Raw genomic sequence first — 26365 nt, forward strand, 5'->3', positions numbered from 1 at the left:
GCTCTCCGTGGTTCTCGCTCACTCCGTTCGCTCTCCGTGGTTCTCGCTCACTCCGTTCGCTCTCCGTGGTTCTCGCTCACTCCGTTCGCTCTCCGTGGTTCTCGCTCACTCCGTTCGCTCTCCGTGGTTCTCGCTCACTCCGTTCGCTCCGAACCACGCTCTCGTCATGCGATCAGGTGTGCAGTGACGTTCAGTGGCTACGATAGCGGTGGGACTCGTGGTATGGCAACCACCGAAGAGACCGCTCGATCGGTCGGCCTCTCAAAGAGAAAAACACCTTCGAACGGTGAACCGCAAATCTTTATCCATAGTGCCGAAAATCTACACGTGATTGAGAACTAGACCCATGGCACTTGGAAACGAACAGTTCGGATCGATATCGATCGACTGGGAATCCGAACCGGTTCCCAACCTCGGACAGTACGACAGTTACGAAACCGCTCGAGCGACATTCGAGTGGGAAATTCCAGAGACGTTCAACATCGCCACCGACGTCGTGACGCGGCACGCGGATGGACGAGGCCGCGTAGCGCTGTTCCAGCGCATCGAAGGTGAGGAGGACCGCACACATACGTTCTGGCAACTCGAGCGAGAGTCGAACCGGATCGCGAACGCGCTGGCGACTCGGGGAGTCGAGCGTGGCGACCGCGTAGCGATCATCGGCTCGCAGAGCGATCGGGTGATGCTCGCACACCTCGCGGCCTGGAAGCTCGGCGCGATCAGCGTTCCTCTCTCAGTGCTCTACGGACCCGACGCCCTGGCGTTCCGCCTTGGCGACTGCGAACCGAACGCCGTCTTCGTCGACTGCGAACTCTCGGAGGCAGTAGCGGATGCACTCGAGACTGTCGAGAGCGTCGAGTGCGTCGTGGGAATGGACGGGGTGCCCGACGAGATCGACGGTGCCGAAACGGTCGCGTTCTCGGCCCTGGATGGAACCACGCGCTTCGAAGCGGTCGAAACGGCGGCCGACGACCCGGCGTTCATCCTCTACACGAGCGGAACGACCGGCCGGCCGAAGGGCGTCCTCCAAGACCACCAGTCGCTCGCGGGCTGGCTACCGAGCTTCCAGATGTGTTTCGAGTTGCCCTGGCACGACGTCGACCCGCTGCTGTACGCGACGCCGGATCTGGCGTGGATCGGCGGCATCAACCTCGTACTCGGCTCGTGGCACTACGGATTCCCTGTGTTCCGCCACGACACGCGCTCGGGATTCGACCCCGAAACAGTGTTTGAGAACATCGAGCGCTACGGCCCGACGCGTGCGGTCTTGGTACCCGGGATGCTCAAACCGATGGCCGATCTCGACGCGTCGCAGTACGACCTGGAGTCCCTCCAAGTGGTCATGTCCGGCTCCGAGCCAGTTTCTGAGCGGCTCCACGAGTACGTCACGGAAACCCTCGGCGCTAACCTGAACGAGATGTACGGCCAGACCGAGGCGATGCACCTCGTCACCTCCTGTTCGCAGTGGCTCGACGCGGATCCGGGAAGTCTCGGCTATCCGGCACCGGGACACGACGTCCGCGTCATCGACGACGATGGAGTCGAGTGCGAACCGGGCGAGACGGGTATCATCGGCGTAAAACGGCCGGATCCGGCGATGTTCGTCGAACTGTGGAACGACGAACTGGCGACCGCGCGGAAGTTCGTCGCCGACGGCGAGTGGATGAACACGGACGATCTCGGTTGCGTCGACGAAAACGGCCAGCTCTGGTTCAAATCGCGCGCGGACGACCTCATCATCACCAACGGCTATCGCGTCGGCCCGGCGGAGGTCGAAGACTCAATCCGTGAACTCGAGGCGGTAGCTGAAGTCGGGGTCATCGGGGTCGAGAACGACCATCGCGGTGAAGCCATCAAGGCATACGTCGAACCGACCGAAGGGGTCACCGCCGACGAAAGCCTCAAGGAGGCGATCAAACGTCACGTGAGGGAAAACCTCGCGAAGTACGAGTACCCGCGAGAAATCGCATTTATCGACGACGTCCCCACCACGGTCACCGGGAAAATCAAGCGATCGCAACTCGAAGAACTCGAGTCCGAGAACGCGGTCTGATCGACGACTCGAGTCGATCGAAGGGGACAGGTGCTCGCATTGACACCGATCGATTCCGAACCAGCCAGGGCCACATCGAGTGGGCTGAATTGAAATAGAAGAAACCAGCGTATTTGTGGCGAATCCCGACAGAGTGATGAGTGGGACAGTTTTCGCTTGGGAAGTATTATATACATTGTCATCATTGGTGGGGGTAGCCATGTGGAACGATAGCAATGGTGTCACTGGCGAGGCGAGAATGGGTCGACGAGCAGCGATTGCGGCAGCCGGAAGCGGCCTGGCCGTCGGTTTGGCCGGGTGTCTGGGTGACTTCACGGGCGGTGGCGGTGATGGGGAATTTCCGAGCGAAAACATCAGGACGCTCATCGCCTTTGGTGAGGGCGGTGGGACCGATATCTACGCTCGACAGATCTGGGGAAAGGTGTCGAAAGAACGTGACGCTTCGATCGAGTTCGACAACGTCCCGGGCGCCGGTGGAATGACGGGAGCGAGCGAGTTCGCGTCGTCGGATTCGGGCGGGCACACGATCGCCCCGTTCAACGCGCCCGGAGACATCATTCCGTCGCTGATCCAGAACGTCGACTTCAGTTTCGAGAACTTCCGCGGAATCGCGGGCCACGCCGTCGAGCCGTTCGTGATCATCGCCAACCCGGACGAGAACGTCGAAGACTTCGAAGACATGGTTTCTCGCTACCGCGAAGGTGAGTTTCAGGCTTTTGCCGGGATGCAACCGGGAACGCAATTCAACGTCGTCGCGACGATTCTCAAGGAGAACGATGACTTTGGTGTCCCGTGGCAGGACTACATTCCCTACGACGGATCGGGCGGGATCGGACAGGCGGTGGCCGGCGGCGAAGTTCCCGTCGGCATTACGACTGTCACGACCGCTCAGGACATGTCCGACAGATTGGATGTCGTCGTCGGTCTCGTCGACGAAGAAATGAACGCCTTCCCCGACGTAGGTAACGTCACCGACTTCGGCTACCCGAGCCTCGATTACATCGGGAAGATCACCAGGGTCACGTACGCACCTCCGGACACACCCGATGAACACATCGATTGGCTCGAATCCGCGGCGGAAGAGGCGATTACGAGCGACGAACTTCAGGACTGGGCCGACGAGGGCGGTCTTCATCTGGAATTCATGGGCGGAGCCGAGTTCGTCGACGACCTTACGGTGGAGGCGATCGAGAACATTCAGGAGCAAGTCGACCTGGAGCAGTTCAGAGACGAATGAGCGCCGATGAACCGGCCGGCCCCCAGCACTCACTGACCGCCGAACACGTGCTACTCGTCGTCGTGCTCGCAATTGCCGTGTACATGTTGGTCGAATCGTACAAGTTCCCACGGAGCGCAGCCTTTTTTCCGCAATTTACCGCCACCGTCACTATCGTGGGTGCGACGCTCTTGCTGGTTCGCGAGTACCTCCCAAGTCCGCTCTATGAGTATGTTGCCGAGTCAACCGACATGCTGAGCGGGTATGGCGACATGGCGGATGCGGACGAGGAAACCGCGACGACCGAAGAAGATGACACTCGCGGACGACCGGTCACCGCCGCGACGTTCACCGTCATTTCCCTCGCTGCGTACGTGATTGGCGCCTATGTCGTGGGACTTCTCTGGGTGACGCCGGTTTTCGTCCTCGGGTACACCTCATGGTTCCGCCTCAGCTGGCCCGCCCGGATCGGCCTGTCGCTTGCGGGGTTCGCGATCACGTTCGGCTTCATGGTGATACTGAACATCGACTTACACGAGCCGTTACTACCTACGACCATCTGAACCATGCTATCCGACTTCCTCCACGCCGTAAGTATCGTCTTTTCAGGACCGACGCTCGTCTGGCTCACGGTCGGCCTGGTGTTCGGCATCTTCGTTGGTGCATTACCGGGTATCGGTCCCAATCTCGGAATGGCAGTCGTCCTTCCGCTTACCGTGTCGTTAGACGGGATCACTGCGATCATCCTCCTGATCAGCATTTACAGCGGGGCGATGTACGGCGGAAGCATCGCCGCGATCCTCATCAACACGCCTGGAAACGCCGCCGCCGCGGCGACCACCTTCGACGGCTATCCCATGACCCGCCTCGGGCAGGCCCGGACGGCGCTCGCCATCTCGGCAACTGCGTCGGCGTTCGGGGGCACACTGACGATTCTGACCGTGATCCTCCTCTCGCCGCTGCTGATCGAACTGGTGTTGCTGTTCGGTTCGCCCGAGTACTTCCTCATCGCGATGTTTGGACTCGTGCTGATCACGGTGGTCACTCGCGGCTCGATGGTCAAGGGGATCACAGCCGGCGCGTTCGGCCTGTTGCTTACGAGCGTCGGAATTCCCGTCACCACCTTCGAAAGACGTTACACCTTCGGCATTCTCGAACTACAGGACGGAATCTCGTTCGTCGTCGCACTCATCGGCGTCTTCGCCATTGGGGAGATGATGCGTCTCGCTTCCCAGCCGGGGAGTATCGCGGATTCCGACGTCGATCTCGCCGGAAGCGTCAGCTCCGGATTTTGGGAAGTATTCAAAAACCCCGTGACGACGCTCAGGTCGGCGTTCATCGGAATGGGAATCGGCGCCGTTCCTGGTTCGGGCGCATCGGTCTCGAACTTCATTTCCTACGGGGAGACCGTCAGAAGCGACGGCGATGACGGCTACGGAGAGGGAAATCCGAAAGGCGTCATCGCCTCCGAGGCCGCCAACAACGGCACTGTGGCCGGGTCGCTGATACCGACGCTCTCGTTCGGCATTCCCGGCAGCGGGGCAACCGCGATTCTGCTCGGTGGCCTCTTGATGCACGGTATCCGACCGAGTCCCGAACTCTTCGGAAGCGAACTGTACATTCCCTATACGACATTCCTTGCGTTGCTCGTCGGAAACGCCATCATTTTCGTGATCGGGATAGCCGTAGTCACTCGGACCGGCCACTGGTTCACTCGCATCAACACCGATTACATTATCCCTCTCGTTATCTGTCTCGCGGTCGTCGGATCGTTCGCTATTCGGAAAAATTGGCTCGACCTCGCATTCGTAGTCGCGTTCGGTATCCTCGGCTACTACATGGTCCGGTACAACTACTCGATCATCGCCTTCGTCCTCGGCATCGTTCTTGGCCCGATCGCCGAGGAAAACCTTTACCGGACGATGGAACTGGGCGGAGTCTCTTTCCTGTTCGAGCGACCACTCTCGATCCTCCTGATCGCCCTCATCGGTCTCGTCCTGATCGGGCCGTTGGTCAAGAAGCAACTTGGCTCACAACAGCGTAGCGGTTGATCACCACCCATTATGTTCAGTTCAACTTCACAGCAATACCCATGACGGCACCGAACAAACCGCTCGATGGAGTCACCATCATCGACGTCTCGACCTACGTCAGCGCCTCGTTCGGCACGTTGATTCTCGCGAATCTCGGCGCCGAAGTCATCAAGATCGAACGACCGGGTGACGGGGACGCGGCTCGGACGGCGGGACCGCCGTTTATCGGCGGTGAATCGCCGTACTTCATGACGGTGAACTACGGGAAGCGTAGCATCGAACTCGACCTCAAGACCGACCCAGGCCTGTCGATCCTCGAGGAGTTAGTCGAACAGGCTGACGTTTTCGTCGAGAACTTTCGGCCTGGAACCGCTGAGCGACTCGGCATCGACTACGAATCGCTCGTCACGGTCAACGAGAACCTGCTTTACTGCTCGGTCTCGGCGTTCGGTGAGGACGGTCCGTGGACGGGACGATCGGGCTACGATCTACTGATACAGGGTATGTCGGGTTTCATGTCGGTCACCGGCGAGCGGGACCGACCGCCGGTAAAATTCGGAATCCCTATCTCCGATCTCATCACCGGTACCTGGGTGACCCACGGCGTTCTCGCAGGCCTCTACGAACGAGAACGATCAGGCGAAGGCGATCGCATCGAACTTGCGATGTTCGACGGGATGCTCCCGTACCTCACCAAACACGCCGGAAAGGTGTTCGCGGGGGAGTCACCGAGCCGAATGGGAACGAGAGACCCGGTCATCGCACCGTACCAGACGTTCGAGGCGGCCGACGGTCGTCTCACCGTCGCCATCGGGAGCCAGAAGCTCTGGCTCGAGTTCTGCGAGGCGATCAGTCGCCCGGATCTCGCCACCGACGACCGCTTCGAGACGAACCCGGACCGCGTCGAGCACATGGACGAACTCGTTGCAGAGTTAGAAGCGACGTTCCGGGAACATTCAGTCAACGAGTGGGTCGAACTGTTGGCCGACGAGCACGGCCTCCCAGTGGGCCCGATCAACGATGTTGCGGACGCCCTCGAGAACGAACATACCGAGGCACGCGAACTGGTCGTCGAGCGCGCCCACACGACCGCGGGCGAGGTTCCGGTCGTTGAACACCCGTTGCGCTTCGACCGCCTTTCGAGCGGCTTCGACCGGCACGCGCCGGCGCTTGGAGAGGACACCGTCAACCTACTCACCGAACTAGGGTACGATGACGATGAGATCGTGGCGTTCGCCGAGATGGGCGCGATCGGATCAGTAGACGAGGAGCGCACGTCCGGTCCGATCGATCGCGACGACCGGGACGGAGGATCAGAATGAGCGAACTTGGTCCCTACCGCCGTCTGTCAGTCGCCGTCGACGACGGCATCGCGACAGTGACGATCGACCGGCCGGACGTATTGAACGCGATCGACGTCGCGACCGTGCACGACCTCGACAGAGCATTCGCTGAGCTGGAATCGCGAACCGACGTCGATGTCGTCGTCGTCACCGGCGCAGGCGACCGGGCGTTTTCGAGTGGCGCCGATGTTTCGGAGTACGGCGTCGACGACCGCCGCTACCACGAGAAGCGCGCCCGGCGCCACTACGAGATGTCGAAGCGGGCGCGAGACGTTAGCGTCCCGACGATCGCCCGCATCGAGGGGTACTGTCTCGGCGGCGGGCTAACGCTCGCTGCGTACTGCGACCTTCGGATCGCTTCCGACACTGCCGAGTTCGGAATCCCGACGACGCGGATGGGGCAGGTTCCCGGCGGCGGACTGACCTACCGTTTGGTCGAACTCGTCGGTGAGGCAGCGGCGAAGGAACTCGTGTTCCTTGGCGAGCGAATCGACGCCGAGCGCGCCTGCTCGATCGGACTGGTCAACCGCGTCGTTGCGAGCGACGCGCTCGACGACGCTCTCGAGGAGAACGTCGCGGCGATCCGCAGGGGCGGTTCCGAAGCCGTCGTGGCAGCCAAAGAGGGAATCAACGAGGCCGCCGACGAGAATGACCGCTCGGCGGGCTTCGTCGCCGAAACGGATCGGTGGTGGGATCGGTACGACTCTGAGGAGCGCCGTCGGCTGACGAGTGAGCGCCTCGAGAAGTGAGATACCATGATCGATCGAACGCCGCGAGCGGGAGAGATTCGGGCGACACTATAGTAGCCACTGAAACGATTCACACACTGATCGAAACGCCATCTTGCGATCAGGTGTACATTGACTTTCGGTAGCTGCTATAGGACACAGTCGCGAGATAGGACCCGCAAAACCGACAACCTGCGAGGACTATTGCGACGCACCGAATTTTAATACCCCCGAGAACGGACGGGGGGTATGACCGACCCGATCGACGTAACCGATCTCGTCGACATGCACTTGCACTGCGGCCCATCGCCGTTCGACCGCCGGGCCGACGGCTACGAGGCGGCGCGCGAAGCGGCGCAGGCGGGAATGCACGCGATCGTTCTCAAAGAACACCACCTGCCGACCGCCTATGGGGTATCGTACATCGACCGGCTCCTCGAGCGCGACGGTCTCGACGTTGAGGTCGTCGGGAGCGTGGTCCTGAACTACTGCAATGGCGGTTTCAACCCGTTTGCAGTCGAATCCGCGATCGCTTACGGCGCGGGCGTCGTCTGGGCACCGACGATCGACGCGCGACACCACGCGCGACAGACCGGCTCACTCGGGGAGTTTCTCGGCGTCGGGGCCGGCCCCGAGTACGATGACCGCGATGGCGTGACCGCGCTCGAGGACGGTGACCTTACCGACGACGCGCAGCTGTGTCTCGACAAAGTGATCGACCACGACGTCGTCTTCTGCATCGGCCACCTCTCCTACGCGGAGTCGGTCGCGATCGTCGAGTACCTTGCCAACGCCGGTCACCAGCGCATCGTCGTGGACCACCCGAACTACGGCGTTACGGATCTCTCGATCGATCAACAGCGGACGCTCGTCGAACTGGGTGCGTACTTGAACTTCCCGTTCATGGGTCTCAGTCCGAAATATCGGTGGATCTCGAGCGAGGAACTCTACAGGAACATCCGGGAAATCGGCGTCGATCGGTGCGTGCTTTCGAGTGACGTCGGCCAACCGGTAAATCCGAGTTCGCCCGAGAGTTTGCGGATCCTCGGCGAAACGCTCCGCTCTGAGGGGCTATCGACGGCTGAGTTCCGGACGATGGCGGGCGAGAATCCCAAAGCCCTGCTGTTCGGCTGAGTGTCGACGGTATGTTCGAACCACCTTACGGACCGATATCGGCTCTCGGGCGTGGCGGTGGTGCCGGCTAACTGTTCCGATGGCGGCTCGGAACGGGGGTGGTGGCGCTCGGTGTCGGCACAACGTCTCCTCTCGGTCGCGAAGCGATGCGGGGAGCCGGCACCGTCCGACCGCTGTCACCGAACGAAACGAACCGGTCGGTGCAAGGATTTTTAATGTGGTATTGCATTTGTTACCCCAAGGCATAGAGTATGACGAATTCCCATCGACGACTACTGGAGGGATAACGTATGGAGTTCAACGGAGAATTTACGCTGGAAGACGTGACGAGCGAAGAGCTGTGGCTCGCGTTATCCGACCCGGTGATGATCAAGAACGCATTGCCGGGCTGTCAGTTTCTCACGCGAATCGACGGTGAGGCGGATTTTGACGAACTCGAGGCGAACGCGACCGACGAGGATCTGCCGACGCTTCCCGAAGCGGATCCGGAGGACGTCGCTGAACGGGCGTTCGAAGAGGGCGGTCGGTACGCGGCGCTCGTCCAGATGAACGTCGGAGGCGTCAACCCACGTTTCGAGACGATCGTGACGATCGACCGCCGGGAGTTTCCCGAGATGGACGCGTCCGGCGAAGGGAGCGCGTCGGACAGCTCGTTCGAGATGAATTCCGGCATGACGCTCGTAGAATCGGACGACGGCGTCACCGTCGAATGGTGGGCCGAAACGGACGTCTTCGGTCGGGTCGCCCAGATGGGACAGCGCGTGATCAGCCCGGTCGCCAAGCGGATTATCAACCGGTTCTTCAGCAACGTCGAGAACCAGCTCTCGGACGTAAGTGAGGAACCGGGGCTTCGAGAACGTATCAGGGGAATTCTATGAATCAGGGTTCGGCGATTGAAAGCCCCATGTTGCACGCGGCGAAGAAACCGACGTCATAGCATGACAGAACACGACATCACGCTCACGGTTAACGGAACAGAACACGAACTGACGGTGGACGCACGGACGCTGCTCGTCCACGCGCTTCGCGATGAACTCGGCTACACTGGGCCGAACGTCGGCTGTGAAAGCAGCATGTGCGGGGCCTGTACGATCCACCTCGACGGCGACGCGGTCAAGTCCTGTACCGTCCTCGCGGTCCAGGCGGACGGCACCGAGGTCACGACCGTCGAAGCGCTTGCCGACCGCGACAAGCTCCACCCGATCCAGGAGAGTTTCTCCGAGGAACACGGTCTCCAGTGTGGGTACTGCACGCCCGGGATGATCATGACGACGTCCGAACTCCTCGAGCGTAATCCGGATCCGAACGAAGAGGAGATCCGGGAGGCGCTCGAGGGGAACCTCTGTCGGTGCACCGGCTACCAGAACATCGTCAAAGCCGTCGAATCGGCGGCGAAGAAGATGGGCACCGCGACCGTCGAGGGTGAGGACTGATGTACCCGTCCAACTTCGACTACCACCGACCCGAACGCGTCGACGAGGCGCTCGAGATTCTCACCGACGACCCCGACGCGAAGGTTCTCGCGGGGGGACACAGCCTGATTCCGATGATGAAGTCCGGGCTCTCAAACCCGGGTGCGCTCGTCGATATCGGTGGGATCGATGAACTCTCCGGCATCGATCGGAACGGCGACACCGTCTCGATCGGCGCGCTCACGACGTACTCGACTATCGCTGACGACGAGGAACTGTGGGACGACTGCACCGTCCTCGCCGAAGCCGCCCAGCAGGTCGGCGACATTCAGGTCCGAAACCGCGGAACGATCGGCGGGAACATCGCCCACGGTGATCCAGCCTCGGACCTCCCTGCGGCGGCGCTGGCAGCCGACGCGACGATCGTCGTGCAAGGACCCGACGGCGAGCGCGAGATCGATGTCGACGACTTCTTTGTCGGTATGTACGCGACCGACATCGAACCGGACGAAATCGTCACTCGCCTCGAGTCCCCCCGGAATCTCGATGCGCTCGGTGCGTACACAAAGAAACCCAGCCCATCGTCGGGGTACGCGCTCGTGGGGGTCGCCGTCTCGATGGAGACTGACGATGATCAAATCGAATCAGCCCGTGTTGCCGCTAACGGCGTGGTGGATCGAGCGGTTCGTCTTGAACCGGTCGAGGATGCGCTCATCGGCGCCACCATTGATGAGGAAACGTTCGAGGAGGCAGCCAAACTAGCCGACGACAGCCTCGACGAGTTCATGATAATGGACGACATTCAGGCGTCACCCGAGTTCCGTGCACAGTTGCTGCGGGTATTTACGAAACGGGCGCTCGAAGCCGCCGCAGATCGGATCAACGCGCCGGCAACGGCCTGAGACGGTATCGATTCTTCCGCTGGTCCGTTGATAATACCGATGCGTTCACAAGCGAGCAGGTTCAACGTCTACGGGTGACACGCTACGACTCTCCGATCCGTTACCGAGCGCGAATGACGCCAGCGGAAGCGTCTTCACCCGGAGGTGTTTGTCCGTGACCGGAACCGACCGAGCGGGCGCCGCGATCACGAGCGCGTTCGCTGACCTCGACGAACGGCGGCTGCGAGACGTCTTCGAGGAGATGGAGTACGTCGCCGAGACGGACCTCATCACGACGGTGTTACTCTCGTTGCGACTCGGAAAGCCGCTGCTCGTCGAAGGCGAGCCGGGCGCCGGCAAGACGGAACTGGCGAAGGTGCTGGCGAACGGATTCGAGACCGAGCTCGTTCGGCTGCAGTGTTACGAGGGGCTGGCTGCCGAAAACGCCCTCTACGAGTGGAACTACACGAAACAGCTGCTCGCGGTCCAGTCGGGCGAGCGCGGCGTCGCGACCGACGAGTCTGTCTTTAGCGACGAGTACCTGCTAGAGCGACCGCTTCTGCGCGCGCTCGAGACCGACGGTGAGACGCCGCGTGTGCTGTTGATCGACGAAGTCGACCGCGCCGACGAGGAGTTCGAAGCCCTCCTCCTCGAGTTGCTCTCGGATTTTCAGCTCTCGATTCCCGAGCTCGGAACGGTCGCAACCGAGACGCCGCCGGTGGTCGTCATCACGTCGAACCGGACGCGCGCATTGAGCGACGCGCTCAAGCGGCGGTGTCTCTACCTGCACGTCGAACCGCCGTCGCTCGAGAAGGAACTCGAGATCGTCCGCCGAAAGGTCCCGGAACTCGAGGAAACCGTCGCCGCGGAGGTCTGCGGCGTCACCCAGGAGCTGCGCGAGCATCCGCTGCTCAAGCAACCGGGCGTTGCCGAGACGCTCGACTGGGCGCGTGCGCTGGTCGATCTGGGGATCGATGACGAGGAGATCGGACCGGACGAGATCCGCGCGACAGCCGGCTGTCTCCTGAAGGAGGTCGAAGATGTCAAGCAGCTAGCCAACCTCGTTGACGACCTTTCGGCGGCCGCCTCGAGCGCCCGCGAGTCACGGGCCGAAACGGACGCCGACGATGACTGAGGGACCCAACTCGAGCGGTGTCCCGAGCAGTGGCTCGGACGACGAAGACGACCTGGACGTTGGTGAATTCCCCGTCGAAGGTTCCGCAGAGACGGGACCTGAGGCGCACGTTCGGTGGCGACTCGTCGAATTCACGCGAGCGTTGCGACGGGCGGACGTCGAAGTGTCAGCCGCCGACAGTCTGAACGCCGCGCGGGCGCTCGCAGAACTCGGCACGCTCGATCGCGAACGTACCAGGGCGGGGCTTCGAGCGACCCTCGTTAGCGATCCAGGAGATATCGCGACGTTCGACCGCTTGTTCGCCACGTTCTGGCGCCACCTCGTCGCGGCGATCGAGGACGCAACGGAACCGGAATCCGCCCGCGACCGAGAGCGCGACCCCGAGGTGCTCGATCTGCCGAACGCGGATCCGTCGGCGCTCGAGGACGAGGATGCGTCCGAGACTGACCTTGAGGCGGCCGGATTGATGACGGGGCTTGCCTCGGAGCGAGACGATGGGCGCCGACGCGACGACGGCGAGACGATCGCGGGATACAGCCGTAGCGGCGAGTCGACGGCCATCCCAGAAAGGATCGCCCCGTCGATCCACGGCGGAGTGGAAGTCCCAGTCGCCCAAATTGGCGACGCGCTGGCCAGATTGGCCGCACGCGGAGACACCGCGGCGAGCCGCGGCGATCGCATCGACGTTCGCCGGGCGCTCCGCGAGAGCTTCCAGACCGGTGGGGTCGTCGTTTCGGTTCCGATGCAATCTCCGAAACGGACCGCGGCCCGGTACCTGTTTTTCGTCGATGTGAGCCGCTCCGTCCTCGACGTAATCGACCGAGATTTCCTGGTACACTGTCTGGCAGCCTTTCGGACCAATAGTCGATCGATGCGGACGTTCTTTTTCGATACGTCGCTACAGGACGTGACCGCCGCCATCGACGCGCGAACGCCAGCAGACGCCTACGACGCGCTCGAGCGACTCGATGCGGAGTGGGGCGGCGGAACGCGGATCGGGGACGCGATAACCGACCTCCGCGACGACCATCCAGACGCCGTCGACCGCCGAACGGCGGTCGTCGTGATCAGCGATGGTCTCGAGACCGGTAACGTCGACGCCCTCACGGAGGGACTGGCCTGGCTTTCCCGTCGTTCGAGCCTCGTCCTCTGGTGGAATCCGCTCGCGACGTCGCCCGGGTACGAACCGTCCTGCCGGGGGATGACCGCAGCGCTGCCGTTCATCGACGGGCTGTTTGCGTTCGCCGGGGCTGACGATCTCCGCGAAATCGCCCGGCAACTGAAGCGTTACGACGGAACGCAACCACTCGGATACGAGCGGGCCGCCGACACGTGACTGGCCAGCCGACACGCTGGTCGTCGCCTCGAGAATCTTCCGTACGCGTAACGGGGCGCGATCGCGAGGATCGACGAAATCAGGCCCCGTGACTACGTCCCTCCGGGATATGACAACAGAATTGAAATTTCTTGAAACGCAGGTTCTCGACACGATCGGCGAACTCGTTGAGAACAAGCGAACGGCCGCACTGGCGACGATTGTCGACGTAGAGGCCGGGCACACAGGCGGCCGGGCGCGAAGATGGTGATCGAACGAGACCGGGGCGTCGGCAGCATCACTGCGGGCTGTCTCGAAAACGAAGTGATCGCCCTCGGTGAGTCTGCGTTCGAAGGAGACCTGTCCCTGCTTGAGCGATTCGATCTGACAGGCGACGACGAAGTCTGGGGACTCGGCGTCGGCTGTAACGGGGTCATCGACGTGCTTGTGGAACTCCTCGACGTACAGTTCCGCTCGATCGTCGAACGATACCAGGAGGGAACGGACCAGCTCGTGTTGGCGGCGCTATCCGGCGACGAGAGACTCACGGTCGGAGATCGGACCGTGCTGACCGGCGAGGAAATTGACTCATCCGAGGACGCCGTCGGGGACTGTCTCTCGGCGGCGGCTCTCTGTTCCAGATTGCCATAAGCATCGTTGGTGAGATCCTTACGGTCCACAACGGCTGCGAGTCCGGTCACCTCCGCGAGCGCGCGTCGCCGGCCCACGATCGAATCGAACTCGAGGCGGACGACTGATCGAGGCTCGGCCCTCGGCCGCCGCATGTTGGCCGGTGATCAATTTGGCACGAGAGAGACGGTTGACCGGCGTCGGCGGTCAGCACGAGATGGCGTTCAGCAGGTGATCACGCCCGATCGAAGCGGTTATCGCTCAGTCGGAGACGACCTCGAGGTGAGGACCGGGTTCCAGACGATCGGTTCGGATTTCGCCTCTGATGAGGGCTGGAGATGCGCTTTCGAACGCGACGTGGGTCGATGTTTTGCATAAATATTTAACCCCGTTCGTCCCATGGTACTGTACGACAGAGTGTCTATTACCAATGAGTGGAGATACGACGAGCGGGCAAATCGGAGCGCGGGTGAATCGCACGGAAGATGCCGAGTTCGTCACCGGCAACGCCACGTACACTGACGACATCGACGTGGCACGAGCAGCACACGCCGCAGTCCTGCGAAGTCAGCACGCCCACGCGAAGATCAACGGGATCGACACTAGCGAGGCAGAGGCACTCGATGGCGTGATTGCCGTGTTCACAGCCGAGGACATGCAAAACGCGGAGACGCCGGCTCCTCGAAAAATTCCCTCGATGTCGACAGACTACATCGAAGTGAAACCGGAACTGTTCCGTCCGGTCATCGCCTCCGACCGCGTCCGTTACCAGGGTGAGCCGCTCGCGATTGCGCTCGCGGAGGACCGCTATACGGCCCACGACGCGCTCAGTCTGATCGATGTCAATTACGAGCGCCTCGACTCCGTTACCGACCCCGAAGCGGCTCTCGAAGACGAGGCACCGACGCTGTTCGAGAACTATCCCGATAACCTCGCCTACGATTGGGAGTTCGGCGATAAAGAAGAACTCGATGAGGTGTTCGAGACGGCCGCTTACACCGCGAGCGCGTCGGTCGACGAGCAGCGGCTGATTCCGGATCCGCTCGAGCCGCGGGCCGCGATCGCCGACTACGACTCGGCCTCGAACAATCTCAGCATCCGAATGAGCACCCAAACGCCCCACTCAGACCGTCACGCGATCGCGGGCATCATCCGCCACCCGGAGAACAAGATCCACGTTCAGGTCCCCCGAGTTGGGGGCGGATTCGGCGCAAAAATACACAACTACGACGTCGAATCGCTCGTTCCGTGGTGCGCCCGCGAACTCGAGCGCCCCGTCAAGTGGCAGGCGCGGCGCAGTGAGATCCACCAGACGTCCTCGCACGGACGTGGCCTGAATCTCGACGGAGAGATTGCCCTCGACGAAGACGGGAACCTGCTGGGCGTCCGGGCCGAGGGTCTCGCCGATCTCGGAGGGTACGTTTCCTCGCACGTTCACATGCTGACGACAGTGCTCTGTATCGAGGTGATCAACGGTCAGTACGAACTGCCGAACCTCTACACCCGGATCCGGGGTGCGCTGACCAACGCGACCTGCCTCGACTCTTATCGAGGTGTTCACGAAGTGGCCGCGATCACGTTCATCGAGCGACTGATGCACGAGGCCGCCAAAGAAATAGGGATGGACCCGGCCGAGTTGCGCCGACAGAACCAGATCCCCGAGGACGCGTTCCCCTACGAGACGGTCACCGGAACCGAATACGATAGCGGCAACTACCAGCAGGCGCTTGACACGGCGCTGGAAGCGCTCGACTACGACGAACTGCGCGAACGCCAGGCGGAGCTCCGCGAGGAAGGGCGGTACCTCGGCATCGGGTTCTCGGCGTACACCCACGTCAGCGGCGTCGGTCCAGCCGACGTCTGTAAGGAGTACGGTATCTTCAAGACGCACTGGGAGAGCGGACGCATCACCGTCCACCAGTCAGGGACAGTCACCGCCTACTGCGGAACGATGGACTTTGGGATGGGCCATCAGACCTCCTACGCCCAGATCGTTGCCGACAAACTCGGTGTCCCACTTGAAGACGTCGAAATCATCGAAGGCGACACCAGACACCTCAACGACGGTGTCGGTACGCACGCAAGCCGCTCGCTCGTCGTCGGCGGCTCGGCGCTGGCCGAGAGTGCGGACGACGTGATCGATAAGGGTCACTCGATCGTCGCTCACCAGTTCGAAGCAGCCGAAGAGGATATTCAGTTCGAGGACGGTGAGTTCTGGGTCAAGGGCGTACCCGAACGCTCGATGACGATCCAAGAGGTCGCCTCTCAGGCCCACCGTGCGTGGGACGTGCCAGACGAACCCGGACTCGAGGCGACAACGTACTACCTGCCCGAGAGGATGGCGATCACCTCCGGCGTCCACGCCGCGGTTGTCGAGGTCGACCCCGAAACCGGCGAGGTCGAGTTCGAACGATACGTCTCCGTCGACGATGCCGGCAACCGCGTCAATCCGGATATCGTCGAGGGACAGTTGCATGGCGGTATCGCCCAGGGAATCAGTCAGGCGCTGTTTGAGGACGTCGTCTACGACGACAACGGGAACATGGTCACCAGCACGCTCCAGGACTACGCCATGCCAAAGTCCTTCCACGTGCCCGAGGTCGAGACGATCGAGGTTTCGACGCCTGCGCCGGACAACCCCCTCGGGGCCAAAGGCGTCGGCGAAACCGGCCCGATTGCCGCTAACGCCGCGGCACTCAATGCCGTCGCCGACGCACTCGAGCCGCTCGGTTTCGATAGCACCGAAATGGATACGCCGCTGACGCCCCAGAAGATCTGGCGGGCGATAAGAGACGAATCGTAGGCGGACGAATTCGCCGTCACTCGCGATCGGTGGGTCGATCGATTTCGCTAGGCGTTGTCCGTTACGTTGACGAGGAGTCAGTATCCTGATGCAGCGTGAATTCGCAGTTGGCACGGCTGTGGCGTCGATGAGCGATTCGAGACGCTCAGTGCGGGCAGTCGGACAACACAGTAGCTAACCCCTGGGGTTCAGTCGGGGACATACCGATCGGCCGGGCTTCGTCGTATACTACTACCTATTTCGAGGATTGTCGCTCAGGTATCCGGCATGTCGCGTTCAATTTTGGCTGGACTGATACGGTTTGTTGTGATTTGCTATCGGTGATCGCCGCCCCAGTGGGGCGATCATCGGTAGAACGGTACAATGATTCGTATGAGGTCGATCGACGATCGACCGTTCGCTAGCGGGAAACTCGTCGAGCGCAGTTTCAGAACGTCGCGACCTCGCGAATGCGGTCTTCGATCCGCGTTGGCAGCACACGAGTGCCGCCACCGTAGGGTGTTTGAACAACCATCTGATAGCCATACTGCCCGCAACTGCGAGCGTGAAGTTGCGCGGCGTGGTTGATAATCTACTCGAACGCCTGATAACTGAACCCGAGGAGCTTGATCTCCCGGACAGGCAGGCCGTGTGCGGCGAGTCAGACGGCGGCACCAACGATTCAACTCCGTCACGCCCGGAGAGCGTCTTTCGGCAAAAGACGCGAATCTGATGGCCAATCTCGGAACGGATCACGTCGAAGCGTTCGCTATAGGTCCCCGTTAGAACTTCTCATTCAAATAGTATTGACAAATAAAATAGGTAATATATAAAATGAGTAATCTCGACAACATCTGTGTCGAGAAATTGAAAGATACCCTCGACAACGTGGAGGGAAGAAGTCGACACAACGACTCTTAGCGGCAATAGCGTACAAAATGGCGTTGCACAAACCGAATTAGCCGAGTGTACGACGTTCAGCGACGAGCGTTCTATAGCTGTTTAAGCGACTCGTTAGTGTCGAGTCGCTTAAACAGGGCGTTACTGATACTCGTTAATCTGAGATATAAACGTTCCGTGAGGAACTCAAAAAACGGCAGGAGATGGATGCCACCGTAATTTGTATCGGCTACACCAAGAAATCTGTCCAGGTTGAGCCGCGTGTCGAGCGGAAACCACGCGGCACGCGGCTATCTATCGAATTATCCGGACAATGCGACGATCACAGTGAAAGAGATCGACGATAATCGCTATTATTACTGGCGGTGGCGTGAAAGAGACAAAATCAAATCAAAAACACCACACCACTATGTCCGGAGTAACTACCACAGAAAGCCGTTAGTGCGTGTACTGATGCCACATGTCCGCTGTTGTAGTCGTTACGTGAGTCGGTGAGACTTGTGGAACGGCCAGATAAAAACGAGCCTCACACCACCATGTCCGGAGTTGTGCTCGATGAGCATCCGACAAAACCAGTGAAGAACAGCGGACATTGTGGTGTGTGTAGGTGAATTACCGTCAGCGTAGCTACGGAAACGGTGGTGTATTCGGGTGCTATCACGCAGTTTTATTGTAATCAGACACCCCACTATGTCCGGAGTTCTCGAGCAGCGATACTAAATGAACACCAGAACAGCGGACACGGTGGGGTGTTCAACCCGGTAGCTGGAAACACGCAAGAAGTCCAGAACACCGCGGAGAAGCCCGGGAGGACCTGTGATACGGAGATTTCCAAGCTCAGACGGTTGCCACGACGGTGTGAACACCCTCCCCCAGTCTGTCCGCTGTTCTTAGGAAAAAGCGTGACTCGCGCTTGGACGGGAACCCATGACGGACTGAGAACGGACTCAACTTCCGCCATTTGAGTCGAGAATAACGGGGTTTCTCGTGAATGAGGTGTACACCACATTCATTCACACTCGTTCGACTTACTGCGGACTAGTAGAGGACTCAGATAAATGAACTTTTCCGTTATTGATAGGTTACTTGATATATTGAGAACCCTACCCTAGGTGTGATGAACAGAACAGCGGACACTCCGGACACGGCGGTTTTATTATACGCGACTCCAATAAGTCAGGTAGTCGAAACTCATCCACAGGACTGTTTGAACGGGATACTGATATCTACAAGGATCGCGATGCGCTTCGCGAGGACTACCAACCGAAGGAACTCGTTGGTCGCGACGACGAGCTCCGAGCTTACCAAACGGCGTTGCAACCAGTGGTCAACGGCGAGCAACCGAACAACATCTTTCTCTACGGAAAGACGGGCGTAGGGAAAACGGCGGCAACGAAGTACCTACTGTCCCATCTCGAGAAAGATGTCAAACAGTACGAGGACATCGATTTCGATCTCGTCTTTTTCAACTGTGACGGGCTTACTTCTTCGTATCAGATCGCTACGCGACTCGTGAACGAACTTCGCGATGATGCAAATCAGATCAGTACGACGGGATACCCTCGGTCGAGCGTCTACGAGATGCTGTGGGAGGAACTCGACGACGTAGGCGGGACGATCCTCTTCATCCTCGACGAAATTGACCACATCAAAGACGATTCCATTCTCTATCAACTCCCACGTACCCGGGCAAACGAAAATCTTACCGAGGCGAAAACCGGAATCATCGGGATCTCTAACGACTTCTCCTTCGGTGACGGTCTCGCACCGAAGGTGAAGAGTTCGCTCTGTGAACAGGAAATCCATTTCCCCGCGTACGATGCAGGTGATCTTCAGCAAATTCTCACCGAGCGAGCAAATGTCGCGTTTTATAACGGCGCTCTCGACGACGCTGTCATTCCTCTCTGTGCAGCATACGGAGCCAAGGATGCAGGAGATGCTCGTCAGTCGATCGATCTGTCAATGAAAGCCGGTGACCTCGCTCGTGACGGCGATACCGAGATCGTGACCGAGAAGCATGTCGAATATGGTCGTTGGGATCTCGAGCGCGGACGGATCGAGGAAGGCATCAATAGGCTCACCCAGCACGGCCATCTCGTGCTGTACGCCCTGTTGACACTCGACCTGGAGAATGATACGCCGGTTCGATCTCGAGATGTCCGCCCACGATACACCCGGTTTGCGGAACGAGCCGGTCGCGATCCACTCGTCTCGCGTCGAATGCGCGATCATCTCTCCGAGCTCGCGATGCTCGGCTTGATCTCTGTAACCGAGCGGAACGAAGGTCGAAGAGGGGGAACCTACCGAGAGTACAATCTCGATATGAACGCCAACCTCATCCTCAATGCTCTTGATGATGTCCTCGAAGATGTTGGCACCCACGAGTCCGTCAATCAATATCTCAGTGCCGATGACAAGCTCAAAGAGGTGCCTGTATTGTCCGACTTTTCGTGAATCAGTATAATATGGGTCACACCATTGTGCCTGAAGTAATATTGTAATAGACTGGCTCAAACACCGTCCTCTCGATTTTCGCGCTCATGAAATCATCTATTTCGGTTAATTCTTGGTCTCTCGTCTATGAGAACTTCCTATCCTCTTCTTGCTGTTCCTGTTCCCCTTCCCCCTCTGGGGTTTCACATATCGATGACGGGGTAGAGAGGTGCTGACATATATCGAGATACACTGATGCATAGCCTGCTTTTCAACAGAAACGCGGTGTGTGCCTCGTCGATAGGCCGCCTGTTCGCGAGCACCCGAGAGCCATATATGTTACCTGCCGTGATCGGGCCGACTCTTTCCACAACGTTGCCACCCGATCGGGCCATAACAAGCGACGGCAGTTTCCCACACGCACGCATTGACACATCAACGCCGGCTAGTCACAACCACTATCCCGGTCGCTCGCGTACGATCGATTGCCGACACCATTCGGCCACCCAAATACCAGATTCATTCTGGGGCGGCACATCAGCCGCCTGTGACTCCTACACCACTTAAGTGGCTATGCTAGAATACGCACCGTAACCACCTACAACAGATACAACAGATACAACAGATACAATAGCTACAATAGGTGAAATAGCTGAACTATCTATTGTATCTGGGCTACCTGCTGCACCTGAACCACCTATTGTGCTTGAACTACCTATTGTAACTGAACTGCCTGCTGCAGTTTCCTACGGTATAATTAAGTACGATCGGTCGGATAGTCCGACTGTCCGCTGAAACAAGCGATCGATACACAATAGGAACCTATTGCGCTTGCAGCGGGCGGAGTCACACAACGATGGCAGCAACAGATCCACGCGCCGTTAGCGTGGTCATCCTGAAAGGCGGTGTCGGAAAGTCAACGACCTCGATGAATCTCGCTCGACAGCTCGCCAATCGCGGCGAGACGCTGTTTGCAGACCTCGATCCGAACGGCCATGCGACGAACGGACTCGGATTCGAGGACGCCTATCAGGGCGACATAAATCTCGGCGACGTAATTCTCGAGGGCAATGCAACGCCAGCCGACCTCATCCAGTCAACCGAGTACGGCTTCGACCTTCTCCCATCGTCGAACACGCTCGAAGATGTCGAGAAAGACCTTGCCGGAGCAATGCAAGGCTCAGCACGCGTCAAGTCGAAGATCGTCGATCCGCTACTCGGCGACGAATACGAGTACATCGTGTTCGACTGTCCAGCCTATCCAGGGATGCTGAACAACAACGCGCTGGTCGCGACGAGGAACGTAATCGTCCCGATCGAACCCGGCTCGAGCGCGATCGGTGGCTACAAACGCACGATGGAACGACTCATCGAACCGGCACGGGAGTATATCGACGTGGACGTGCTCGCCGTCGTGCCGAACAAACTCTCCGATCGGATTGACCAACAGACCGAAGACCGGGAGCTACTCGAAAATCTGAACACGGCCAGCTACGAGGTCAACCCCGGCCAGTCGTTGCAAGACGCAGTCCCGACGTTCGCACGCATCACGGCCGACGAGTTCGACCAGATCGACGCGGGAGAACTCAAGGCACCGAAACCGGGAATTCGACACCGGTCGGCACTCTCTCGATCGCTACAGGAAAACAAACCACTACAGGATTACGACCCGGAAAGCGACCAGATCGAGCACTACGAGGAACTTGCGGCGATCGTCGCCAACGGAGGGATCGATCGATGACAAACCCGTTCGACGACCTCGAAAGCGAGGGCGACGACGAATCGGACGCTGACAACGAGCCGACCGTCGAGCCAGAGATAGAACCCAGACCCGAACCCGTGTCCGAGCCTGAGCCCGAACCGGAACCGGAACCGATCGATCCGGCCGTATCTGGCCCGGCATTCGAGTACAGCGAGGTACGCCAGAAGCCATTGTACGCGAAATCAGACGAATGGACGGCCTTCGAGAAGGCACTCCGGATGGAAATCACACCGTACCTTGCAGATCGGGATGTGGTTGACGAAGAAACCCGTGAGATTCACAATGCCGTTCTGAAACTCGCGACTGAGCGACCGGTGCGAGTTGCAGAGATCGTGCTTGAAGAACGCCGACAGTCATAGTCAGATACTCGAACCGATCGGCTTTTTCTCGCCAAAATATTAGTAGACGGGGAACCCCGTCCGGATATTACATGGTAATACGCACAGACCGGGCTGTCGACCCGGTCGTCGGCACCGGAGCACTACCCACACTCATCCCACTCCTAACAGTAGATCCACCCGGAATAACCGGACACGTCTGACAGACACAGCTTGTGGGGTCGAGATTCAGCTCGCGAGTCTCGAGTGTATAGTGGTTGTTCCAAAACGCCGCGGAGTCGAAGCCGGCGATCGATCGCTTGGCACACGGGTGAGCATCTTTCCGCATCGGGACCATATCGTGCCAGCGCTCGGTGTCTTTGCCGTCGTTGTGCGAATGGTCGAGGTGGCACGCTGGATCAAGATCGACCAGTAGCACCTCGCGTGGGTGTGATTGATTCGGCCGCACGTCCTCGGTGCCGATCCACTCCTGTTGGCCGGAGAGAATCGCGTGCTGCGATCGGCCCCGATTCAACTCCTTTATTCCCTGTTGCCGTACTAGAGCGTATCAGACGATCGCCTTCGGCCGAGTTTGTTTATAGGTGAATAAATGCGAATTTTGTATAGCGGCATGTAATTTATATATTACCGAACAGCGGCGTGGCATACCCAAGACGATCGAAAACAGCCGAATCAGAACACATTTAATGTACTTGGTTAAAGAAGCATTTAACCAAGTGACTTTACATAGGTCGATACTGTATCCCGCATACGAATGTCTGGATCAACGGACCGACGGGCTTCCTCCGGGGGGACGACTGTCCACGAAGCTATCGAGAGCTACCTCCGGTACAAAATCAACGCCGACGGCTCGAAGACGACCATGCGCTCACCACTGCGTGAGTTCGCCGACCACTGTCGAGACGAGCGTGACCTCGAGATCGTCGACGAACTCACACCCCACGATGTCCGCAGTTACAGCGAACACCTCTACGATCGCGTCGTGATCGACGAGGACTTGGCGGCTTCAACCGCTCACAACTACTTCGCGTACGTCCGGGCCTTTCTCTCGTGGTCAGTTCGGGAACAACACCTCGAGTCGAACCCGGCGAACACGAACACCGCGATGGACCCGCTGCCAGAGGACGACGGGAGACGCAAGCGCCAGTACTGGAGCGCCGAGGACCGCGAGACGCTGCTTGAGTACGTCACCACGCGCGTGGATATGGCCCTCGAGGGAACGATCCGAATCGATGCGGAGACGGCCTTGCGCGATCGGGCGATCGTCTTCATGCTTGATGGAACCGGGGCGCGAGGTGCGGAGCTGTTCGCTGATTCGAAAGACAAGAAGCGCAACGGTCTTCGGTGGGAAGACGTCGATTTCGACGAGCGGATGATCGAAGTGTACGGCAAATCGCGTGAGTACGAACAGGCTCCGTTTCCCGCAAGCGTCCACGACGTCCTCGAGCGATGGCACCGCGTCCAAGAGCCACCGACTGAGGTGTGGCCTGTCTTCCCGACCGGCCACTACGGGTCGAAAAAGCGCATTCTTGAGGCCGAACTCGGCGTGGAACGTGTATCGTCGGCGCTCGAGGAAAGGGGTGGCGCTGGGAAGACCGAGGTGCTTGAGCGGCTGCATCGCGAGTACGAGGTTCCGCCGCGGTCGATCTCGAAGGAGGGCGTTCGTCGGTTGATGAAACGGCTTACTGACGAGGCGGGGATCGATCCGGACGGCGAATACGACTATCTGACGCTCCACGGTGCACGGCGGGCGCTTGGGCGTGATCTGTATACAAGCGGGTTGTCTGAGAAAGCCCAGGAAGCGTTGCGGCACAACTCAATTGAAACGACTCACGAGGCCTACGCTGATGTGCAAATGAAGGATGTCTCGGATAGCATTGACGACGTCCGCGGTTAGTTGGACTGCTATGCTTGTGGGATGGCTGATCGAGAGAGTCAGCTGAACCCACGCCAAATCTGATAAGGATATGCCTCGAGAGCATAAATCGTATAATGCGATATTGAATTATTGGAGCAATTTGACACAACCTCGAAGGATGATTTTGATGCGTGGCTTTGTTTCCCCCTAGCCAGAAGAGAAACTGACAGCAAGTAGAGTACGAGTTGCTCAGTAACTAATCGATTCCAGACCTTCTACATCGCATGATTCAACCGAAGGGTGTAGTAGTGGATGAAAATGACAATAGCCGAGGGTCGTAGAATCGAATCCCAAACTCTTCTTACGACAGTTTGATGGTCCCATCCGAAGAGATTGTTACGTCATACCCTCGGTACCGGAACGAAACGTGTCCGCCTCGGACCGAGTCGTCAGCAGCGGTCGGTTCAAACAATCGGTCCAGCGCAGCAGGATCCACAACGTCGTTGAGCGGTGGCTCAAGGGCAGTCGGGGAGACACCTTCCGCGTCGGTAATCGCCTCGAGAACGCGCAGGCTCGGTTTCGAGCGCGTGGACTCGGTGTCGGTCATGGCTCAGACGAGGAGCTGGATGTCGGATTCGGCCATGTGCTGCAACGCGGTGGCCGCGCCGACGCCGGTGGTGACCCCGTCGTAGAAGTCGTCCTCGTCGTAGTCCATCAGCTCGATCGTCATCTGACAGGCCTGCAGGTCGACGCCGCTCTCGAGCGAGAGGTCGATCAACTCCTCGATGGTGGCGGTGCCGTTGTCGTCAATCTTCTTCTGCATCATTTTCGTGGCCATCGTGTCCATGCCCGGGAGCGCGGCGATGGCGTTCGGGACCGGCATGTTCGGGTTGCCAACGGCACTCAGCTTGAGGTCCGTCGACTTCTCCTCGTGGAGGATATCGAGTCCCCAGAACGTGTGAAAGACGACGACCTCCCAGCCGAACGCGGCCGCCGTGCTTGCAAGGATCAACGGCGGATACGCCATGTCGAAGCTGCCCTGCGTCGCCACGATCGTCATCTTCTTCTGGTCGTCGCCCGCGTCCGCCTCTGCAAGCGACTCCTCTAACTCCTCGACGCGCTCGCGTAGGGCCTGCAACTCGGCGGCGTCAATCTCGGCGTTGGATTCGGATTCGGCGTCCGCCTCGCCGTCTTCGATCGGTGTCGTTTGATTGTCCGTGCTCATTATTCCGTCTTCTTCACGTAGTGGGTGTAGATGTCGTCCTCTTCGACTTGCTCAAGGAGTTCGACGCCGTTGGTGCCGTCGGCCCACCCCTGAATGTCGCTCATGCTGCCCGAGTCAGTCGCGACGACCTCGAGGACGTCGCCGGCCTCGAGGTCGTCGATCGCTTGCTTGGTCTTCACGATGGGCATCGGGCAGGACTGTCCTTTCACGTCCAGCGTCTCCGTGGTCTGGTATTCCGAACTCATGATTTCGTTCTATGCTCTGTATTGGAGCTATTACAAAATATTGGATGTACCCCTATAAGACCTTCGGTTATTGTGCAATACACGAACACCCCTGGTCCAGAGGAAGGTAGTAACTAGTTAGTTTTGCCCGCATACAGGCATTTAGTCTCAATTAGGGTGTATTTGGCTGGCCCTGTATTGCACATAATAGGAAATACTATACAAACCCTTAAGTGCCAGTAGCCGATACTGGAAACTGTACAACATGGACGATATGGATCTTCCAATGCCGGACGTCGAGATCGAATCGGTCAGTCCAGACGAATTGAAGGACCAAATCGACGCGGGCGAGGACGTCACGCTCCTCGATACCCGTATGGAATCGGAGTACAACGAGTGGAAGATCGACGGAGAGACCGTCGAATCGATCAACATCCCGTACTTCGAGTTCTTGGACGACGAAATCGACGACGACGTCCTTGCACAGATTCCCGATGGCCGCGAAATCACGGTTCTCTGTGCGAAGGGGGGCTCGAGCGAGTACGTCGCCGGGACGCTGAAAGAGCGCGGCTACGACGTCCTCTCGGAGATCCGGGAGTGCGTCACCGACTGTGACGGGATCACGGTCGCAGACGTCTCCTGGAGCGTCGGCACCGCTGAACCAGTCAGGAGCCCGCTTGTCGAGGCCGTCGCATCGATCGCCGAAGCGACGACCGGAGAGCGTGTCTATCGGCGGAGCGCGACCGGCGGCGGCGACGCGAAGAAACTGCGAAACACCGGAATTCCGACGGTCGAATTCGCGCTCGGAACGGACACCGTCCACGCCGTCGACGAGTACACGACCGTCGACGCGCTCGTCGGGAACGCAATGGTCTACGCGCGTCTCCCCGAGCGGTGGGCGGCCGCGGTCGACGGGACCGACGCTTCCAAGTAGAGCCAAGGATCCCGGTATTCGGGAAACAC

Annotated in this window: 21 protein-coding genes and 2 pseudogenes; 20 read left to right on the forward strand and 3 right to left on the reverse strand. The window is 59.4% G+C overall.

The window, feature by feature from the left end; genetic code table 11:
* Window positions 1-346: 346 nt before the first annotated feature.
* The 19 genes and pseudogenes from AC6I6L_RS17110 (at window position 347) to AC6I6L_RS17200 (ending at window position 23992) form a co-directional block, all read left to right on the forward strand.
* Window positions 347-2053 (forward strand): acetate--CoA ligase, encoded by a 1707-nt coding sequence (locus AC6I6L_RS17110; RefSeq protein ID WP_497918995.1) that lies wholly within the window; start codon window positions 347-349, stop codon window positions 2051-2053.
* 238 nt (window positions 2054-2291) lie between these two features.
* Window positions 2292-3290, forward strand: coding sequence for a Bug family tripartite tricarboxylate transporter substrate binding protein (locus tag AC6I6L_RS17115; RefSeq protein WP_497918996.1), 999 nt, complete (start codon window positions 2292-2294; stop codon window positions 3288-3290).
* Complete coding sequence (locus AC6I6L_RS17120; RefSeq protein ID WP_497918997.1) at window positions 3287-3832, forward strand: tripartite tricarboxylate transporter TctB family protein; 546 nt, start codon at window positions 3287-3289, stop codon at window positions 3830-3832. Before AC6I6L_RS17115 ends, AC6I6L_RS17120 begins: the two co-directional genes overlap by 4 nt.
* A 3-nt stretch (window positions 3833-3835) precedes the next feature.
* Window positions 3836-5320, forward strand: a complete 1485-nt coding sequence (locus AC6I6L_RS17125; RefSeq protein WP_497918998.1) for a tripartite tricarboxylate transporter permease — start codon at window positions 3836-3838, stop codon at window positions 5318-5320.
* 41 nt (window positions 5321-5361) lie between these two features.
* On the forward strand, window positions 5362-6624 hold the full coding sequence (locus tag AC6I6L_RS17130) for a CaiB/BaiF CoA transferase family protein (protein WP_497918999.1): 1263 nt from the start codon (window positions 5362-5364) through the stop codon (window positions 6622-6624).
* Window positions 6621-7394 carry an enoyl-CoA hydratase/isomerase family protein gene (locus AC6I6L_RS17135; RefSeq protein WP_497919000.1) on the forward strand — a complete coding sequence of 258 codons (774 nt, stop codon included), beginning with the start codon at window positions 6621-6623 and terminating at the stop codon, window positions 7392-7394. Before AC6I6L_RS17130 ends, AC6I6L_RS17135 begins: the two co-directional genes overlap by 4 nt.
* 228 nt (window positions 7395-7622) lie before the next feature.
* The gene (locus AC6I6L_RS17140; protein WP_497919001.1) at window positions 7623-8507 is read left to right on the forward strand and encodes a DUF6282 family protein; all 885 of its coding nucleotides are present in this window, start codon (window positions 7623-7625) and stop codon (window positions 8505-8507) included.
* Between the two features lie 290 nt (window positions 8508-8797).
* Window positions 8798-9385 (forward strand): SRPBCC family protein, encoded by a 588-nt coding sequence (locus AC6I6L_RS17145; RefSeq protein WP_497919002.1) that lies wholly within the window; start codon window positions 8798-8800, stop codon window positions 9383-9385.
* A gap of 60 nt (window positions 9386-9445) precedes the next feature.
* Complete coding sequence (locus AC6I6L_RS17150) at window positions 9446-9940, forward strand: (2Fe-2S)-binding protein (RefSeq protein ID WP_497919003.1); 495 nt, start codon at window positions 9446-9448, stop codon at window positions 9938-9940.
* A complete protein-coding gene (locus AC6I6L_RS17155; RefSeq protein ID WP_497919004.1) occupies window positions 9940-10821 on the forward strand; it encodes an FAD binding domain-containing protein in 882 nt (293 codons plus the stop codon). Before AC6I6L_RS17150 ends, AC6I6L_RS17155 begins: the two co-directional genes overlap by 1 nt.
* Window positions 10822-11062: 241 nt before the next feature.
* Window positions 11063-11935 (forward strand): AAA family ATPase, encoded by an 873-nt coding sequence (locus tag AC6I6L_RS17160; RefSeq protein WP_497919197.1) that lies wholly within the window; start codon window positions 11063-11065, stop codon window positions 11933-11935.
* A complete protein-coding gene (locus AC6I6L_RS17165) occupies window positions 11928-13271 on the forward strand; it encodes a vWA domain-containing protein (RefSeq protein ID WP_497919005.1) in 1344 nt (447 codons plus the stop codon). The genes AC6I6L_RS17160 and AC6I6L_RS17165 overlap by 8 nt, the downstream gene beginning before the upstream one ends.
* Before the next feature lie 216 nt (window positions 13272-13487).
* Window positions 13488-13901: pseudogene (locus AC6I6L_RS17170) on the forward strand (XdhC family protein); the annotation flags it as partial.
* 409 nt (window positions 13902-14310) lie between these two features.
* Complete coding sequence (locus AC6I6L_RS17175; RefSeq protein WP_497919006.1) at window positions 14311-16683, forward strand: xanthine dehydrogenase family protein molybdopterin-binding subunit; 2373 nt, start codon at window positions 14311-14313, stop codon at window positions 16681-16683.
* Between the two features lie 813 nt (window positions 16684-17496).
* Window positions 17497-17882 (forward strand): annotated as a pseudogene (locus AC6I6L_RS17180) (hypothetical protein); the annotation flags it as partial.
* A gap of 883 nt (window positions 17883-18765) precedes the next feature.
* On the forward strand, window positions 18766-20016 hold the full coding sequence (locus AC6I6L_RS17185; RefSeq protein WP_497919198.1) for a Cdc6/Cdc18 family protein: 1251 nt from the start codon (window positions 18766-18768) through the stop codon (window positions 20014-20016).
* An 835-nt stretch (window positions 20017-20851) separates the two neighbouring features.
* Window positions 20852-21736, forward strand: coding sequence for a ParA family protein (locus AC6I6L_RS17190; protein ID WP_497919007.1), 885 nt, complete (start codon window positions 20852-20854; stop codon window positions 21734-21736).
* Window positions 21733-22116, forward strand: coding sequence for a DUF7970 domain-containing protein (locus tag AC6I6L_RS17195; RefSeq protein WP_497919008.1), 384 nt, complete (start codon window positions 21733-21735; stop codon window positions 22114-22116). The genes AC6I6L_RS17190 and AC6I6L_RS17195 overlap by 4 nt, the downstream gene beginning before the upstream one ends.
* A 733-nt stretch (window positions 22117-22849) precedes the next feature.
* Window positions 22850-23992: a tyrosine-type recombinase/integrase gene (locus tag AC6I6L_RS17200; RefSeq protein ID WP_497919009.1), complete on the forward strand. Its 1143-nt coding sequence runs from the start codon at window positions 22850-22852 to the stop codon at window positions 23990-23992.
* A 322-nt stretch (window positions 23993-24314) separates the two neighbouring features.
* On the opposite strand, the gene ddfA is transcribed toward AC6I6L_RS17200, so the two are convergent.
* From ddfA to AC6I6L_RS17215, 3 genes are read right to left on the reverse strand one after another with little or no spacing between them, the layout of a single operon-like run.
* The gene (gene ddfA, locus AC6I6L_RS17205; protein WP_497919010.1) at window positions 24315-24560 is read right to left on the reverse strand and encodes a DdfA family disk-determining factor; all 246 of its coding nucleotides are present in this window, start codon (window positions 24558-24560) and stop codon (window positions 24315-24317) included.
* Between the two features lie 3 nt (window positions 24561-24563).
* A complete protein-coding gene (locus AC6I6L_RS17210) occupies window positions 24564-25178 on the reverse strand; it encodes a DsrE/DsrF/DrsH-like family protein (RefSeq protein ID WP_497919011.1) in 615 nt (204 codons plus the stop codon).
* Window positions 25178-25423 (reverse strand): sulfurtransferase TusA family protein, encoded by a 246-nt coding sequence (locus AC6I6L_RS17215; RefSeq protein ID WP_497919012.1) that lies wholly within the window; start codon window positions 25421-25423, stop codon window positions 25178-25180. The genes AC6I6L_RS17210 and AC6I6L_RS17215 overlap by 1 nt, the downstream gene beginning before the upstream one ends.
* A 244-nt stretch (window positions 25424-25667) precedes the next feature.
* Between AC6I6L_RS17215 and AC6I6L_RS17220 the strand changes: the two genes are divergently transcribed.
* Complete coding sequence (locus AC6I6L_RS17220) at window positions 25668-26336, forward strand: M20/M25/M40 family metallo-hydrolase (RefSeq protein WP_497919013.1); 669 nt, start codon at window positions 25668-25670, stop codon at window positions 26334-26336.
* The last annotated feature ends 29 nt before the right edge of the window (window positions 26337-26365 follow it).

It is taken from the genome of Halosolutus sp. DAT137, from assembly GCF_059736405.1.

Excerpts from the sequence above, each read along its gene's own strand:
- AC6I6L_RS17110 (WP_497918995.1), top strand. The coding sequence starts at position 347 with ATGGCACTTGGAAACGAACAGTTCGGATCGATATCGATCGACTGGGAA.
- AC6I6L_RS17115 (WP_497918996.1), top strand. The coding sequence starts at position 2,292 with ATGGGTCGACGAGCAGCGATTGCGGCAGCCGGAAGCGGCCTGGCCGTC.
- AC6I6L_RS17120 (WP_497918997.1), top strand. The coding sequence starts at position 3,287 with ATGAGCGCCGATGAACCGGCCGGCCCCCAGCACTCACTGACCGCCGAA.
- AC6I6L_RS17125 (WP_497918998.1), top strand. The coding sequence starts at position 3,836 with ATGCTATCCGACTTCCTCCACGCCGTAAGTATCGTCTTTTCAGGACCG.
- AC6I6L_RS17130 (WP_497918999.1), top strand. The coding sequence starts at position 5,362 with ATGACGGCACCGAACAAACCGCTCGATGGAGTCACCATCATCGACGTC.
- AC6I6L_RS17135 (WP_497919000.1), top strand. The coding sequence starts at position 6,621 with ATGAGCGAACTTGGTCCCTACCGCCGTCTGTCAGTCGCCGTCGACGAC.
- AC6I6L_RS17140 (WP_497919001.1), top strand. The coding sequence starts at position 7,623 with ATGACCGACCCGATCGACGTAACCGATCTCGTCGACATGCACTTGCAC.
- AC6I6L_RS17145 (WP_497919002.1), top strand. The coding sequence starts at position 8,798 with ATGGAGTTCAACGGAGAATTTACGCTGGAAGACGTGACGAGCGAAGAG.
- AC6I6L_RS17150 (WP_497919003.1), top strand. The coding sequence starts at position 9,446 with ATGACAGAACACGACATCACGCTCACGGTTAACGGAACAGAACACGAA.
- AC6I6L_RS17155 (WP_497919004.1), top strand. The coding sequence starts at position 9,940 with ATGTACCCGTCCAACTTCGACTACCACCGACCCGAACGCGTCGACGAG.
- AC6I6L_RS17160 (WP_497919197.1), top strand. The coding sequence starts at position 11,063 with ATGGAGTACGTCGCCGAGACGGACCTCATCACGACGGTGTTACTCTCG.
- AC6I6L_RS17165 (WP_497919005.1), top strand. The coding sequence starts at position 11,928 with ATGACTGAGGGACCCAACTCGAGCGGTGTCCCGAGCAGTGGCTCGGAC.
- AC6I6L_RS17175 (WP_497919006.1), top strand. The coding sequence starts at position 14,311 with ATGAGTGGAGATACGACGAGCGGGCAAATCGGAGCGCGGGTGAATCGC.
- AC6I6L_RS17190 (WP_497919007.1), top strand. The coding sequence starts at position 20,852 with ATGGCAGCAACAGATCCACGCGCCGTTAGCGTGGTCATCCTGAAAGGC.
- AC6I6L_RS17195 (WP_497919008.1), top strand. The coding sequence starts at position 21,733 with ATGACAAACCCGTTCGACGACCTCGAAAGCGAGGGCGACGACGAATCG.
- AC6I6L_RS17200 (WP_497919009.1), top strand. The coding sequence starts at position 22,850 with ATGTCTGGATCAACGGACCGACGGGCTTCCTCCGGGGGGACGACTGTC.
- ddfA (WP_497919010.1), bottom strand. The coding sequence starts at position 24,560 with ATGACCGACACCGAGTCCACGCGCTCGAAACCGAGCCTGCGCGTTCTC.
- AC6I6L_RS17210 (WP_497919011.1), bottom strand. The coding sequence starts at position 25,178 with ATGAGCACGGACAATCAAACGACACCGATCGAAGACGGCGAGGCGGAC.
- AC6I6L_RS17215 (WP_497919012.1), bottom strand. The coding sequence starts at position 25,423 with ATGAGTTCGGAATACCAGACCACGGAGACGCTGGACGTGAAAGGACAG.
- AC6I6L_RS17220 (WP_497919013.1), top strand. The coding sequence starts at position 25,668 with ATGGACGATATGGATCTTCCAATGCCGGACGTCGAGATCGAATCGGTC.